The sequence below is a fragment of the Streptomyces narbonensis genome (genome assembly GCF_014649015.1).
Classification (GTDB): Bacteria; Actinomycetota; Actinomycetes; order Streptomycetales; family Streptomycetaceae; genus Streptomyces; species Streptomyces narbonensis.
In genome coordinates, this window is sequence record NZ_BMSF01000014.1 from 43,160 (window position 1) to 59,996 (window position 16,837).

Below are 16,837 nucleotides of genomic sequence, written 5' to 3' on the forward strand. Positions count from 1 at the left end.
CATGACGAGCGCAGCACGGAAGTCGACCAGCACAACACAACCGGGAGCTGAGAACACCATGGCGGGCGAGGACAAACTCCGCGACTACCTCAAGCGGGCGATCGCGGACGCCCGTGACGCGCGCAGGCGGCTGCGCGAGGTGGAGGACAAGGCCCAGGAGCCCATCGCGATCGTGGGCATGGCGTGCCGCTATCCGGGCGGTGTGTCGTCGCCGCAGGACCTGTGGCGACTGGTGGCCGAAGGGACGGACGCGATCAGCGAGTTCCCCGTCAACCGTGGCTGGGACATCGACGACCTCTACGACCCCGACCCCGACCAGGCGGGCAAGTCGTACGGTCGCGAAGGCGGCTTCCTCCACGAGGCCGACCGTTTCGACGCGGACTTCTTCGGGATGTCGCCGCGCGAGGCGCTCGCCACCGACCCGCAGCAGCGGCTCCTCCTCCAGACGGCGTGGGAGAGCTTCGAGAGCGCGGGGCTCGCCCCGGACGCCCTGCGTGGGAGCCGTACCGGCGTGTTCACCGGCGTCATGTACAACGACTACGGATCGAGGCCCAACCTGCCCCCCGAGGGCTTCGAGGGATACCTGTTCAGCGGTAGCGCGGGCAGTGTCGCCTCGGGCCGCCTGTCGTACACGTACGGCCTCGAGGGCCCGGCGGTGACGGTGGACACGGCGTGCTCGTCGTCGCTGGTGGCACTGCACCTGGCGGCGAGCGCCCTGCGGCGCGGCGAGTGCGACCTCGCGCTCGCCGGCGGCGCGACGGTCATGTCGACCCCGGTCGCCTTCGTCGAGTTCTCCCGCCTGCGGGGCCTCGCGGCCGACGGCCGGTGCAAGGCGTTCGGAGCCGGTGCGGACGGCACGGGCTGGGCCGAGGGCGTGGGCCTTCTGCTGGTGGAGCGGCTGTCGGATGCCGAGCGGAACGGTCACCGGATCCTGGCGGTGCTGCGGGGTTCGGCGGTGAATCAGGACGGCGCTTCGAACGGCCTGACCGCTCCGAACGGTCCGGCGCAGGAGCGGGTGATCCGACAGGCTCTCGCGAACGCGGGTCTGTCGGCCTCCGACATCGACGCGGTGGAGGCGCACGGTACGGGTACGAGGCTCGGCGACCCGATCGAGGCGCAGGCGCTCCTTGCGACGTACGGCCAGGACCGCTCCGAGGAACGACCGCTCTACCTCGGCTCGTTGAAGTCGAACATCGGCCACGCCCAGGCGGCCGCCGGTGTCGGCGGTGTCATCAAGATGATCGAGTCCATGCGCCACGGCGTGCTGGCGAAGACGCTCCATGTGGACGAGCCTTCGCCGCATGTGGACTGGGAGGCGGGTTCGGTCTCGCTGCTCACGGAGGAGCGGGAGTGGCCGGAGACCGGTCGTCCGCGCCGGGCCGCGGTCTCGTCCTTCGGGTTCGGCGGCACCAACGCGCACGTCATCATCGAACAGGCACCCCAGACCGTCACTGCGGGCGACGACGAGGCCGCCGTCACGCCGCTCGCCCCGCTCCCGGCCGTCCCGTGGCTGCTCTCCGGGAAGAGCGCCGACGCCCTGCGGGAGCAGGCGGCGCGCCTGGCCGCTCTCCTGGACGCGGCAGGACCGGGCGCGACGCGAGCGCTCGACGTGGGCTACTCCCTCGCCGTGAGCCGCTCCGCGCTCGACCACCGGGCGGTGGTGGCCGGCGAGGACCGAGAGCAACTGCTGTCCGAAATCCGTCTGTTGGCGGCGGGTGAGACGGCTCCGGGCGCCGTGCGGGGCGTCCGGAGCAGCGGAAGGACCGCGTTCCTCTTCACGGGGCAGGGCGCGCAGCGGATCGGGATGGGCCAGGGACTGTACAAGTCGTTCCCCGCCTTCGCGCGGGCCTTCGATGTGGTGGCGGCGGAGCTGGACGGTCACTTGGCGCGGCCGCTGCGGGAGGTGATCGCGTCGGGTGACGAGCTGGACCTGACGGGGTACACCCAGCCCGCGCTGTTCGCCGTCGAGGTGGCGCTGTTCCGCCTGCTGGAGTCCTGGGGCGTCACTCCGGACTTCGTCGCCGGGCACTCGATCGGCGAGCTCGCCGCCGCCCACGTCGCCGGCGTCCTCTCCCTTGAGGACGCCTGCGCCCTGGTCGCCGAGCGAGGCCGCCTGATGCAGGCGCTGCCCGGCGGCGGTGCCATGACCGCCGTACAGGCGAGCGAGGAGGAGGTCGTCGCGCTGCTCGCGGGCCGCGAACAGCGGGCCGCCATCGCCGCCCTCAACGGCCCCACGTCCGTCGTGATCTCGGGCGACGGCGATGCGGTGGCCGAGATCGCCGCGGAACTGGAGCAGCGGGGACGCAGGACCAAGCAGCTCACCGTCAGCCACGCGTTCCACTCGCCGCACATGGACGGGATGCTCGACGCCTTCGGCGAGGCCGCTTCGCGGCTCACCTTCGACGCCCCGCGGATCACCGTCGTCTCCACCCTGACCGGACGGCTCGCCTCCGGCGACGACCTGCGGACCGCCGCGTACTGGACGGACCAGGTCCGGGGCACCGTGCGGTTCGCCGACGCGGTCGCCACCCTCGTCGACGAGGGCGTCACCACGTTCGTCGAGCTGGGCCCCGACGGCGTGCTCACGGCCCTGGCCGGCGGCCTGACCGACGGACTGCGTGGCGCGGACGGGTCGGACACCTCCCACCGCTCCCACGCGACGGACGTCTCCGGCGTCTCCGGTGGCGCCGGTCGCTCTGACGGCTCCGGCCCGGCGAACGGCGTGTCCGAGGCCGTCGTCGCCGTCCCCCTCCTGCGTCGCGACCGGCCCGAGGACCGGACCCTGATCACCGCTCTCGGGTGGCTCCACGTCCGGGGCGTCACCGTGGACTGGGACGCCTTCTACGAGGGGACCGGCGCCCGGCGGATCGACCTGCCGACGTACGCCTTCCGGACCGACCGGTACTGGCTGGAGCCCGGCACCGCCGCCGCGTCAGGCGCGGAGGCCCTGGGCCTCGGGTCGGTCGTGCACCCGCTGCTCGGCGCCGCCGTCACCGTGGCGGGGGCCGAGGAGACCCTGTTCACGAGCCGCGTCTCGCTGCGCACGCACCCGTGGCTCGCCGACCACGCCGTACTCGACAGCCTTCCCTTCCCCGGCACCGCGTTCGTGGAACTCGTCCTGGCGGCGGGGGAGCAGGTGGGCGCGGGACAGGTCGAGGAGCTGACGCTGGCCGCCCCGCTGGTGCTGCCCGAGCGCGGCGGTGTCCAGCTCCAGGTCGTGGTCGGGGGCGCGGAGGGGGCCTCGGGCCGTCGCGCGGTCGAGGTGTACGGGCGGCTTGAGGGCGAGGGCTCGTGGGTCCTGCACGCGAGCGGTTCGCTGGTGCCCCGGGCGCTCGCGTCGGTCGCGTCGGTCGCGGATGAAGCCGGTCTGTCCGTGTGGCCGCCGGCTGGTGCGGCCGAGGTGGAACTCGACGGTGTGTACGGCCGGTTGGTGGAGCGCGGTTACGGTTACGGGCCTGCTTTCCAGGGGTTGAGGCGACTGTGGAAGGGCGAGGGCGAACTCTTCGCAGAGGTCGCCCTGGAGGAGGGACAGCGGGCGGACGCCGGCCTGTTCGCGGTGCATCCCGCGCTTCTCGACGCGGCGCTGCACTCCCTGCTCCCGGGCGTCGCCGACGAGGTCGGCCAGGAAGGTTTCCCGTTCTCCTGGTCCGGCGTGAACGTCCACGCCACCGGAGCCTCCGTCCTGCGCGTCCGCCTCACGACGACCGGACCCGACACCGTCACCCTGACCCTCGCGGACGGCGCGGGCGGTCCTGTGGGTTCGGTTGCCGCGCTGGTGCTGCGGCCGTTGTCGCGGAAGGCGCTGCGCGCGGCGGGTTCGTCGCGGGACGGGTTGTTCCGGGTGGAGTGGCGGCCGGTTCCGGTGGCCACCGGTCGGCGACCCGCGGACGATGCGGTGACCGTACGGCTCATACCCGGCGCAGCCGACGGGAGTGGTCTCGTCGAGGCGGCTCGGGGCGCTGTGGCGGATGTACTGGCACGGGTCCAGGAGTTCCTGGCGGACGAGTCGGCGGCCGAGTCCCGGCTGGTGGTCGTGACGCGGGGCGCTGTGGGCGTCGAGGGGGAGGGTGTAACGGATCTTGCGCACGCGGGTGTGTGGGGTCTGGTGCGTTCGGTGCAGGCCGAGCACCCGGGCCGGGTGGTTCTCGTGGACGTGGAGGACGAGACGGGTGTCGCCGTCGCCCTGGCGTCGGGTGAGGATCAGGCGGTTGTACGGGGCGGGCGGGTGCTCGTGCCGCGTCTGGTCCGTGTGGATCTCGCGCCTGCCGAGCCATCCGTGGACTGGGACCGGGGCACGGTCCTCGTCACCGGTGCGACAGGTGCGCTGGGCTCGGTCGCGGCTCGCCACCTCGTGCAGGGGCGAGGTGCCCGCCGGCTGCTCCTGGTGAGTCGGCGCGGGGCGGAGGCTCCGGGGGCTGCCGAGCTGGCCGAGGAGCTGACGGCCGAGGGTGCCGAGGTGGTGTTCGCGGCGGTTGACGTGACGGATCGTGCCGCATTGGCGGGGGTTGTTGCTGCGATCCCTGCCGAGAGTCCCTTGTCGGCCGTGGTGCACACGGCGGGTGTGTCGGACGACGCGACCGTGGAGACGCTGACCGCCGAGCGGTTGGACGCGGTGCTGCGCCCGAAGATCGATGCCGTGTGGAACCTGCACGAGCTCACGAAGGACCTGGCACTGGACGCGTTCGTCGTCTACTCCTCGCTCGCGGGGCTGCTGGGGACGGCTGGTCAGGCGAACTACGCGGCCGGTAACACCTTCCTCGACGCGTTGATGGAGCACCGGCGGGCGTCTGGTCTTCCGGGTGTGTCGTTGGCGTGGGGGCTGTGGACGGAGTCGAGTGCGCTGTCGGGGCATCTGGGGGAGGCGGATCTGAAGCGTCTGACGCGTTCGGGTCTGCTGCCGCTGGAGTCGGCGGACGCGATGGAGCTCTTCGACGCGGCCACGGCGGTCGGCGTGAAGGACGCCGTGTTCGCGGTCACCCGTATGGACACCGCTGCCCTTCGGGCGCAGGGGAGCGAGTCACTGTCCCCGATGCTGCGGGGGCTGGTGCCCCCGGCGCCCCGCCGGGCGGGGGCCGGCGCCACCGCTGCGGGGGGTTCCTCGGCTCTGGCCGATCGCCTGGCCGGACTGGACCGGCCCGAGCGGGAGCGCGCGCTTCTGGAGCTGGTGCGGGGTGTCGTCGCCGGCGTACTCGGTCATACGGATCAGGGTGCGGTGGAGGCGGAGCGGGCGTTCCAGGAGCTGGGTTTCGACTCGCTGACGGCGGTGGAGCTGCGTAACCGTCTCAACGCGGCCACCGGGCTCCGTCTGCCCACCACCCTGGTCTTCGACCACCCCTCGCCGGCCGCCCTCGCCACCCACCTCCTCGGGGAGTTCTCCACCACGGACGACCAGGTGCAGGCCGTGGCCGAGCGGGGCGCTTCGGCCCGTGACATCGCGACCGTCACTGCCGCCCCCACCGCCGAGGCCGACGATCCGATCGCGGTCGTCGGGATGGCGTGCCGGTACCCCGGTGGCGTCTCCTCGCCGCAGGACCTCTGGCGGCTGGTGGCCGAGGGGACGGACGCGATCAGTGAGTTCCCGGTCAACCGGGGCTGGGACCTCGACAACCTCTACGACCCGGATCCCGAGCGGACCGGCACGTCGTACGTCCGGCACGGCGGCTTCCTCCACCAGGCAGACGGCTTCGACGCGGACTTCTTCGGGATGTCCCCGCGCGAGGCGCTCGCCACCGACCCGCAGCAGCGGCTCCTCCTGGAGACCGCGTGGGAGGCCGTGGAGAGCGCCGGCATCGTGCCGGCCACCCTGCGCGGCAGCCGCACCGGGGTGTTCGCGGGCGTGATGTACCACGACTACGGCGTCGGCGCGCAGAACATACCGGACGACCTGGAGGGCTACCTCGCCGCCGGCATCGCGGGCAGCGTGGCCTCCGGCCGCGTCTCGTACGCGCTCGGCCTCGAAGGGCCCGCGATCACCGTCGACACGGCGTGTTCGTCGTCGCTGGTGGCGCTCCACACGGCGGCGCACGCGCTCCGGCGCGGAGAGTGCGACCTCGCGCTCGCCGGCGGTGTCACCGTCATGTCCTCGCCCCTCACGTTCGTCGAGTTCTCGCGGCAGCGCGGTCTCTCGACCGACGGCAGGTGCAAGCCGTTCGCGGCCTCCGCGGACGGTACGGGCTGGGGAGAAGGAGTGGGTCTGCTCCTGGTGGAGCGTCTGTCGGATGCGGAGCGGAACGGGCACCGCGTGTTGGCCGTCCTGCGGGGTTCGGCGGTGAACCAGGACGGTGCGTCGAACGGTCTGACGGCGCCGAACGGCCCGGCGCAGGAGCGGGTGATCCGACAGGCTCTGGCGAACGCGGGTCTGTCGACCTCCGATGTCGACGCGGTGGAGGCGCATGGGACGGGTACGCGGTTGGGTGACCCGATCGAGGCGCAGGCGCTGCTTGCGACGTACGGTCAAGGCCGTGCGGAGGAACGGCCGCTGTATCTGGGCTCGTTGAAGTCGAACATCGGTCACGCGCAGGCGGCCGCCGGTGTCGGTGGCGTGATCAAGATGATCGAATCCATGCGCCACGGCGTGCTGCCGAAGACCCTTCACGTGGACGAGCCCTCGCCGCACGTGGACTGGGAGGCGGGTTCGGTCTCGCTGCTCACGGAGGAGCGGGAGTGGCCGGAGACCGGTCGACCGCGCCGGGCCGCGGTCTCCTCCTTCGGGATCAGTGGTACCAACGCCCACGTCATCATCGAGCAGGCACCGCAGCCGCAGCGCTTACCCGGACTCGGACCCGTATCCGTACCCGTACCCGACCCGGTGTCCGTGTCCGAGGGGGACGACGAAGCCGTCGTCGCGCCGATCGTGCCCAATGCGGCGATCCCGGTCGTGCCGTGGCTGCTCTCGGGGAAGTCCGGTGACGCGCTGGAGGCGCAGGCGGCCCGTCTCGCCGCCTTCGCCGAGTCCGATGGGACGGCCGTGGAGCACGTGGGCTGGTCGCTGGCGACGCGCCGCTCGGTGTTCGAGCACCGGGCCGTGGTCGTCGGTGGCGACCGGGAGGCGCTCGTCGCCGGGCTGCGTGCCCTCGCGGCCGGTGCCGAGGCGCCCGGGGTCGTAAGAGGCGCAGCCAGGGAGTCCATGCGTACGGGATTCGTCTTCACGGGGCAGGGTGCGCAGCGGGTCGGCATGGGGCAGGGGCTCTACGAGTCGTTCCCCGCCTTCGCGCGGGCCTTCGACGCCGTGGCGGCACAGCTGGACGGCCACTTGGCGCGACCGCTGAGAGAGGTGATCGAGAGCGGAGACGAGCTCGATCTGACCGGCTACACCCAGCCCGCCCTGTTCGCCGTCGAGGTGGCGCTGTTCCGTCTCCTGGAGTCCTGGGGCGTCACGCCGGACTTCGTCGCCGGCCACTCCATCGGTGAACTCGCCGCCGCCCACGTCGCCGGAGTCCTCTCCCTTGAGGACGCCTGCCTCCTCGTGGCGTCCAGGGCCCGCCTGATGCAGGCCTTGCCCGGGGGCGGGGCGATGCTCGCGGTACGTGCCGGCGAGGACGAGGTCGCCGGACTGCTCGCGGGGCGCGAGCACCAGGTGGGGATCGCGGCCGTCAACGGCCCCGCGTCGGTCGTCCTCTCGGGAGACGCCGACGCGGTGGCCGAGATCGCCGGGCGGCTGGAGGAACTCGGTCACCGTACCCGCTCCCTGACGGTCAGTCATGCCTTTCACTCGCCGCACATGGAGGGCATGCTCGACACGTTCCAGCAGGTCGCAGAGGGTCTCGCGTACCACGAACCGCGGATCCCGGTGGTGTCGACACTGACCGGCCGGCTCGCTGCCGGAGACGACCTGCGGTCCTCCGCGTACTGGACGCATCAGGTGCGGAGCGCGGTCCGGTACGGCGACGCCCTCGCGGCCCTCGCGGGCCTGGGCGTCACCACGCTGCTGGAACTGGGGCCCGACGGTGCCCTGACCGCGATGACCGACGGCGTACGGCCGGAGGGCGCCGCGACGGCGATGACGGCGGTGCCCGCACTGCGCCGCGGGAGGCCCGAGGCCGAGACCCTGCTCGCCGCACTGGGCCTGCTCCACACTCGTGGCGTACGGGTCGACTGGTCGGCGTTCTACGGAGACGGCGGCGACCGTCCGCACGTCGACCTGCCCACGTACTCCTTCCGGCACCGGCGCCACTGGCTGGAGTCCGGTCCGATGCGGTCCGGGGCCCGATCAAGGGCCGGATCAGGGGCCGGATCAGGGGCCGGATTCGGGGTCGGAGCCGGGGCGGTCGGCTCTCGGCACGCCGCCTCCGAGGCGACCCTGGGAGGTCACCCCATCCTCGGCGCGCCCGTCGCCCTCGCGGGCTCCGGGGAGACCGTGTTCAGCGGCCGTGTCTCCCTGGCCACCCACCCCTGGCTGGCCGGACACGTGGTGCGGGACGCCGTCGTCGTGTCCGCCGGCACGCTCGTCGACATGGCTGTAGGGGCGGGTGACGCGACCGGCGCGACCGTGCTGGACGCGCTGTCCCTGCGCGCGCCGCTCGTGATGCCCCGCGAGGGCGCGGTGGAGACACAGGTGCGGGTCGGGGCCCCGGACGAGGCCGGTCGTCGCTCCCTGGCCGTCCACGCGCGCCCCGACCGTCCGGGCGCCGGCTGGGCCCTCCACGCCGAGGGGCTGCTCGCCGGAGGAGGGGCCGACGCGGATGAGGAGCAGCACGGGTACGCGGCGTCGGGCTCCGGTGGCGGGGAGACCTCACGGAACGCACCCGAGGTTCGCGTCCCCGAGGAACTCCTGGCCGACGTACCGCGGTTCGGTCTGCATCCGGCCCTCCTCGACGCGGCCGTCCTCGGTCACCCGTTCCCGGCCGGCGACGCAGGTTCCGTACTCGTACCGGCCGAGTGGCGGGGGGTTCGGCTCCACGCCACCGGCGCGGCGACAGCTCGTGTACTCCTCGCGGAGACCGGCGAGTCGACCGCCACCGTCCGGCTCACGGACCCGGCGGGCCGACCCGTGATCACGGTGGAATCGCTCGGCTACCGGGAGGTCCTGCTGGAGGAGTTCGCTCCGGTGAACCCCTCGGCAGGGGAGGAGCAGACGGTGGAGACGGTGGAGACGGGGGCCGGAGGTGCGATCGGACCCGTCCGGCGCGTCATCGAGCCCGCCGCCGTCACGACAGCGGCCACGGGGCCCGCCGCCTCCGGAGCCACCGAGCCGTTCGCCGAGCTCCTCGCGGCCATGCCCCGGGAAGCGCGGCGCGAGGCGCTGCTCGACCTCGTCAGGGGTGAAGCGGCCGCGGTTCTCGGTCACTTCGACCCACTCGCCATCGAGCCCGAGCGGGCCTTCCAGGACCTCGGCTTCGACTCGCTGATCGCCGTCGACCTGCGCAACCGCCTCGGCAGGGCGATCGGATCCGAACTCCCCGCGACGCTGGTCTTCGACCACCCGACGCCCGACGCGCTCACCGATCACCTGCTCGCCCACCTCGCGGCCGTACGGGAGGAGTCGACCGTCCGGTCGACTCTGGCCGGCCTCGACCGCCTGGAATCGGCGCTGCCGGACATGGCCGGCGACGGGGAGCTCCGCGCGACCGTCGCGGCGCGACTCCAGGGGCTCCTCGTCACGCTCACCGGAGAGGGGCGGCCGGGCGGCGCCCCCGCCCTGAGTGCTTTGACCGCTCCGACCGCTCCGACCGCTCCGACCGCTCCGACCGACCTGGCTGGCCTGGCCGGCCTGCCGGAGGACGGCGACGACCTCGCCGCACGGCTCGCGGACGCGACCACGGACGACCTCTTCGCCCTCATCGACGGCGAGTTGGACCCGTCGACCGACTGAACCGACCGACTGAACCGACCGACTGAACCGGTCGGCCGGCCGAAGCCGCCGGCAACCGACCTCTCCGACGACCCCACTGATCTGGGAGACCGCAAGCCCATGAACAACGAAGACAAGCTCGTCGACTACCTCAAACGCGTCACCGTGGACCTGCAGAAGACCCGCCGGCGGCTCGCCGAGCTGGAGTCGGCGGCGTCCGAGCCCGTCGCCGTCGTCGGCATGGCCTGCCGCTACCCGGGCGGCGTCGCCTCACCCGACGACCTGTGGGACCTCGTGGCCGAGGGGCGCGACGCCATCACCGAGTGGCCCGCCGACCGCGGCTGGGACGTCGACTCCCTGTACGACCCCGAGCCCGGGACGCCCGGCCGGACGTACACCAAGGAAGGCGGCTTCCTCGAAGGAGCGACCCGCTTCGACGCGGGCTTCTTCGGGATCTCGCCGCGCGAGGCGCTCGCCATGGACCCGCAGCACCGCGTGCTCCTGGAGACGGCGTGGGAGCTCTTCGAGGACGCGGGCATCGACCCGACCGCCCTCCGGGGCAGCAGCACCGGCGTCTTCGCCGGCATCGTCGAGCAGAGCTATCTGGGCCTCGACGGACCGGAGGAGTTCGAGGGATACCTCATGACGAGCAAGCTGGGCAGTGTGGCGTCCGGCCGCATCGCCTACTCGTTCGGCTTCGAGGGCCCGGCCGTCTCGCTCGACACCGCCTGCTCGTCCTCGCTGGTGGCGCTGCACCTCGCCTTGCAGTCCGTACGCTCGGGAGAGTCGGCTCTCGCGGTCGCCGGCGGCGTGACGGTCAACGGCCATCCCGGCGGGTTCGTCGACTTCTCCCGCCAGAACGGGCTCTCCGCCGACGGCCGTTGCCGTTCCTTCGCCGCCTCGGCCGCCGGCACCGGCTGGTCCGAGGGCGTCGGCCTGGTCCTCGTGGAGAAGCTGTCCGACGCGCGTCGGAACGGGCACCGCGTCCTCGCGGTCATCCGGGGCTCCGCCGTCAACCAGGACGGCGCGTCCAACGGCCTGACCGCCCCCAACGGCCCGTCCCAGGAGCGGGTCATCAAGGGCGCGCTCGCCGACGCCGGACTGACCACCGCGGACGTCGACATCGTCGAGGCGCACGGCACCGCGACCCGGCTCGGCGACCCGATCGAGGCACAGGCGCTCCTCGCCACCTACGGCCGGGGCCGCCCCGCCGACCGTCCGCTGCGGCTCGGCTCGCTCAAGTCCAACATCGGGCACACGGTCGCCGCGGCCGGCGTCGGCGGCGTCATCAAGATGATCCAGGCCATGCGCCACGGCACCATGCCGAGGACGCTCCACGTCGACGAGCCCACCCCCGTGGTCGACTGGCGTGCGGGCGCCGTCGAGCTCCTCACCGAGGAACGGGCCTGGCCCGAGCTCGACCGGCCGCGCCGCGCGGCGGTCTCGTCCTTCGGAGTCAGCGGCACCAACGCCCACGTCATCCTCGAAGAAGTGCCGGAGGAGAGCCGTGTTGCGCGCGAGGCGGCAGCCGAAGAGACCGAATGGACCGAAGCGACCGAAGAGACCGAAGCGACCGAAGAGACCGAACGGACCGAAGAGACCGAACGGACCGAAGCGACGGCAGACACCGCGGAGATCCCTCCCTGGGTGCTCTCGGCCAAGTCCCGCCCCGCGCTGCGCGATCAGGCGCGCCGTCTCGCGGAGCACCTCGCCGAGCGGCCCGGACTGACCTCCCAGGACGTGGCGTTCTCCCTCGCGACCACGCGGGCCGCGCTCCCCGAGCGGGCGTCGATCGCCGGCGCCGACCGGGAGACCCGGCTGGCACGGCTCCAGGCCCTCGCCGACGGCGAGCCCTCCGCGGGCCTGGTGACGGGGAGCGCGGGCCGGTCCGGCAAGACCGTGTTCCTGTTCCCCGGCCAGGGCTCGCAGTGGGCGGGGATGGCCGTCGACCTCATGGACACGTCCCCGGCGTTCGCCGCCCGCCTCGACGCCTGCGCCGAGGCGCTGGCCGAGTTCGCCGACTGGTCGCTCCAGGACGTCCTGCGCGGCGCCGACGGCGCACCCGGGCTGGACCGCGTCGACGTCGTCCAGCCCGTCCTGTGGGCGGTGATGGTGTCCCTCGCCGAGCTGTGGCGTTCCCAGGGCGTGCGCCCCGAGGCCGTGGCCGGACACTCGCAGGGGGAGATCGCGGCGGCCACCGTCGCCGGGGTGCTGACCCTCCGGGACGGCGCCCGCGTGGTGGTGCTGCGCAGCCAGGCTATCGGCCGGGTCCTCGCCGGTCTCGGCGGCATGGTGTCCGTGGCCCTGCCCGCGGCGGAGGTCCGCGAGCGGATCGTGCCGTGGGAGGGCAGGATCCAGCTCGCCGCCGTCAACGGCCCGCGCTCGGTGGTCGTCTCCGGTGAGAACGAGGCGCTCGACGAGTTCCTCGCGGAGGCCCGGACCGGCGGGATACGGGCGCGTCGCGTCCCCGTCGACTACGCCTCGCATTCGGCGTACGTGGAACTGCTCCAGGACGAACTGTCCACCCTCCTCACGGACATGGCTCCGCGCCGGGCGGAGATCCCGATGCTCTCCACCGTGACCGGGGACTGGGTCGAGGGGCCCGAGCTGGACGCCGGCTACTGGTACCGCAACCTCCGGCAGACCGTCGAGCTGGAGCGGGCCGTCCGGGCCCTCCTCGGCCAGGGCTTCGGCACGTTCGTGGAGGCGAGTGCCCATCCGGTCCTCGTGACCGGGGTCCAGGACATCGCGGAGGACGCCGGGCGCACCGCCACCGTGGTCGGCACCCTGCGACGCGACGAGGGCGGCCTGGAGCGGTTCTGGACCTCGGCAGGCGAGGCGTACGTGCGGGGCACCGCACCCGACTGGAAGGCCGTCTTCGAGGGCTCCGGGGCACGCAGGGCCGGGCTGCCGACGTACGCCTTCCAGCAGGAGCGCTACTGGTACGAGCCGGTCCGGGCCGCCACGGACGCCGTGGGCCTGGGCCTGGACGCCGTCGGCCACCCGCTGCTCGGCGCGGCCGCGACCGTCGCGGGTCCGCACGGCGACGAGGTGCTCTTCACCAGCCGGATCGCCCGGCACTCCCACCCGTGGCTGGCCGACCACGTCGTGGACGGGGCGACCGTCCTGCCGCCGGCAGCCCTCGTGGAACTGGTGGTGCGGGCCGGCGACGAGTTCGGCGCCACGGTCCTCGACGAGTTCTCCGTCGAGGCTCTGCCGAGGCTGGACGCCGGAGCCGGGCTGCGGGTGCAGGTCGGCGTGGGCGTCGCGGACGAGCGGGGACGGCGTACGGTCACGGTCCACACCCGCCCCGAGGCCGGTGACGTCACGTGGTCGCTCGCCGGTCGCGGCCGGGTCGGCGTGGAGGCCTCCGAGCCGGGCTTCGAGCTGGAGAACTGGCCGCCGGAGGGCGCGACCGCGCTCGACCTGGACGGCGCCTACGAACGACTCGCGGCCGACGGGCCGGCCTACGGCCCCGGTTTCCGGGGCGTGAGCGCAGCATGGCGACTCGGCGACGACCTGTACGCCGAGGTACGCCTGCCGGAAGCGGGCCGGAACCGCGCCCTCCCCGGCGACTTCGGCCTGCACCCCGCCCTGCTGGACGCGGCCCTGCACGCGGCACCGCTGACGGCCGGGGCACCGCTCACGGCCGCGACGCAGCCGGCGGCCGACCCGACGGCGGCGCCGACCACTCCGCACGAGAGCGCCACGGAGGTCTCCTCCGACCCTGCCGAGGCCGCCACCAGGGGCACCGCCACCACCACCGCCCCCGACCCCGGAGCCCGGTCCGGGCGGCTCGCCGTCGATTGGCGCGGGGTGCGGTTGTACGCCACCGGCGCCTCTCTCGTCCGTGTGCGCCTGACGCCCGCCGGTGACAGCACCCTCGCCGCGTACCTCGCCGACGCGACGGGGCGGCCCGTCGCCACGGTCGCCTCGCTCGGCTTCGGCCCCGCCGAGCCCCGTGTGGCCGCCGGGGCGCGCGAGCACGACGCCCTCTTCGAGGTCGCCTGGGCACCCGTCGGCCTCGCCGGGGCGCCGTCCCAGGACGGGACCGCGGCCTGGGGCGTGCTCGGGGCCCGTACGCCCCAGGCCGACGCCCTCCTGCCCGGCGCCCGGCGCCTGCCCGACGTGCCGGCCGCGGGCGAGGCCGTGCGGTCCGGAGGGGGCTCGCAGCCGCTGCTCGCCGTGCTCGCCCCCGCCGGGGGCGCCCAGGGCGGCATCCTGCCCGGCTCCGCCCACCGGGCCGCGCGTCACGCGCTCGCCCTGGTCCAGGAGTGGCTGGCCGACGACCGGCTCGCCCGGACCCGGCTCGTCCTCCTCACGCGGGGCGCGGTCGCCACCCGTACCGAGGACGTGACCGACCTCGCGGCATCCGCCGTCTGGGGCCTGGTGCGTTCGGCCCAGTCCGAGCACCCGGGACGCATCGTGCTCGTCGACACCGACGGCTCCCCGGCCTCGGACGCGGTGCTTCCGTTGCTGTCCGGCGCGGGCGCCGGCGAGGCGCAGCTCGCGCTCCGCGACGGTCGGCTGCTCCGGCCGCGGATGCGCCGGGTGTCGGCCGCGGCGGACGGCCGCCCGTCGGGGGTCTGGAACCCCGAAGGCACCGTCCTGATCACCGGCGGCACCGGCTCTCTCGGCGCGCTCTTCGCGCGTCACCTGGTGACCCGCCACGGCGTGAGGGATCTGCTCCTCACCAGCCGACGCGGTGAAAGGGCACACGGAGCGCGGGAGTTGGCCGACGAGCTGACGCGTCTCGGCGCCCGGGTGACGATCGCCGCCGCCGACGCCGCGGACCGGGACGCGCTCGCGCGGGTCCTCGCCGAGGTCCCGTCGGACCGCCCGCTGACCGGCGTCGTCCACATGGCCGGTGTCCTGGACGACGGCCTGATCGCGGACCAGACGCCGGAGCGCCTGGACGCGGTGCTGCGCCCGAAGGCCGACGCCGCCTGGAACCTGCACGAACTGACCCGCGGCCTCGGCCTCTCCGCCTTCGTGCTGTTCTCCTCCCTCGCCGGCGTGATCGGCGGCGCCGGCCAGGCCCCGTACGCCGCGGCCAACGCCTTCCTCGACGGCCTCGCCGAGCACCGCGCGGCCCGCGGCCTGCCCGCGACCTCCGTCGCCTGGGGCCTGTGGGAGCAGTCCGGAGGCATGACCGGGGACCTGGACGAGGCCGATGTCCGGCGCATCGCCCGGGCCGGCTTCCGGCCCGTCACCGCCGAGCGCGGGCCGGCGATCCTCGACGCCGCCCTCGCGCAGGCGTTGCCGGCGCTCGTCGGCACCCCGCTGGACGTGGCCGCCCTGCGGGAGCACCCCGGCCGGGCGCCGCTCCTGCTGTCCGCGCTCGCGGGTGCCCCGACCCGCGGCACCGCCCGGAATGCCGCAGACCCCGGCGCCGCCCCCGGCCGTGACCTGGGGGGGATGACCGAGGCCGAGCAGCTCGCGTACCTCCTCGGGGTCGTCCGGGCGGAGGTCGGTGCCGTGCTCGGCCACCCCGACCCGGCGGGCATCGCGGGCGACCTGCCGTTCCCGTCGCTCGGCTTCGACTCGCTGACCGCGGTGGAACTCCGCAACCGGCTGGACGACGTCGCGGGCGTCAGGCTCCCCGCCACGCTGGTCTTCGACCACCCGACCCCCGCAGCGCTCGCGGCGTACCTCCGTACGGTCCTGTCGGCAGGGGCGGCGGGCAGCGGCACCGGCCGGGCGGGGGCCAAGGGCGACGCCGCCGGCGCGGCACGCGGCGTGGACTTCGCGGCCGAGACCGTACTCCCCGAGGACATACGCCCCGAGGGCGCCGTCACCCGGGTCTCCACCGACCCCACGACGGTGTTCCTGACCGGGGCGACCGGCTTCCTCGGCGCCTTCGTCCTGCGCGACCTGCTGCGGACCACGACCGCCCGCGTGAGGGTGCTCGTCCGGGGCGCGGACCCGGCCGAGGCCCGGGAGCGACTGCGCGCCAACCTGGACTGGTACCGCCTCGGGGAGGAGATCGACGAGAGCCGGGTCGACGTCGTCGTCGGCGACCTCGCCCGGCCTCTTCTCGGCCTCGACGAGGGGGAGTTCGACCGGCTGAGCCGCGAGACCGACGTGGTCTACCACGTCGGCGCCTCGGTCAACTGGATCCTTCCGTACGAGGACGTGAAGGCGGCCAACGTCGCCGGCACGATCGAGGTCCTGCGGCTCGCGGCCCGGCACCGCTCGGTGCCCGTTCACTACGTGTCGACGACCGGGGTCTTCTCCGGCGCCGACGGCGGTGGCGCCGCCCTCGCGCCGGGCGCGCCGACCGGCCCGGCCGAGTCGCTCCCCACCGGATACGTCCAGAGCAAATGGGTGTGCGAGCAGCTCATCGGAACGGCCCGGGAGCGAGGACTGCCGGTCTCGGTCTACCGGGTCGACGTGATCTCCGGTGACCAGGTCAACGGAGCCTGTCAGACACGGGACTTCGTGTGGCTGAGCCTCAAGGGCATCCTGCAGGCGGGCGCGGTGCCGGAGGGGATGGTGGGGCCCGTGCACCTGATGCCCGTGGATTACGTCAGCGCGGCCATCCTCGCGATGTCGGGCCGGGAGGGCGCGGCGGGACGGACGTTCCACCTCTACAACCCGAGCGAGCTGACGCTCGCCGAAGCCGTCGACCACCTGCGGTCGTTCGGCTACCCGCTGGGGGAACTGGACCGGGACGCCTGGCTGGAGCTCGTGCGCTCCGACCGGGGCAACGCGCTCGTGCCGCTGCTCGACGCCTTCGAGCTGCTGACCGCGGACAGCTCCGGTTTCTACCCGCCGATGGACGTCACCGACACGCTGGAGGTGCTCGCGGGAAGCGGCGTGCACTGCCCGCCCGTGACCAAGCAACTGTTCGGCAGGTACGTCGACTTCTTCACCGAGGTCGGCTACTTCCCGGCCCCACCGATGACCGAGGGGTGATCCGCGCCGGATCGGCGATTACCCCATGGTGGACGGGGGGTGGGGCGCCGCCGCATACGGTCGGCGTGCCGTCGGACCCCCCGTCTCAGCCGGCGCGGACCGTAGCGACCGGGCACGGCCCGGACGGAC

The 16,837-nt window shown here is 73.9% G+C and carries 2 protein-coding genes; both read left to right on the forward strand.

The genetic code is table 11. The features are described 5' to 3' along the window. Position 1 precedes the first annotated feature (1 nt). The gene (locus IE124_RS35050) at positions 2-9,811 is read left to right on the forward strand and encodes a type I polyketide synthase (RefSeq protein WP_229832828.1); all 9,810 of its coding nucleotides are present in this window, start codon (positions 2-4) and stop codon (positions 9,809-9,811) included. Positions 9,812-9,910: 99 nt separating this feature from the next. Beyond that, positions 9,911-16,708, forward strand: a complete 6,798-nt coding sequence (locus IE124_RS25035; RefSeq protein WP_189510390.1) for a type I polyketide synthase — start codon at positions 9,911-9,913, stop codon at positions 16,706-16,708. Positions 16,709-16,837 lie beyond the last annotated feature (129 nt).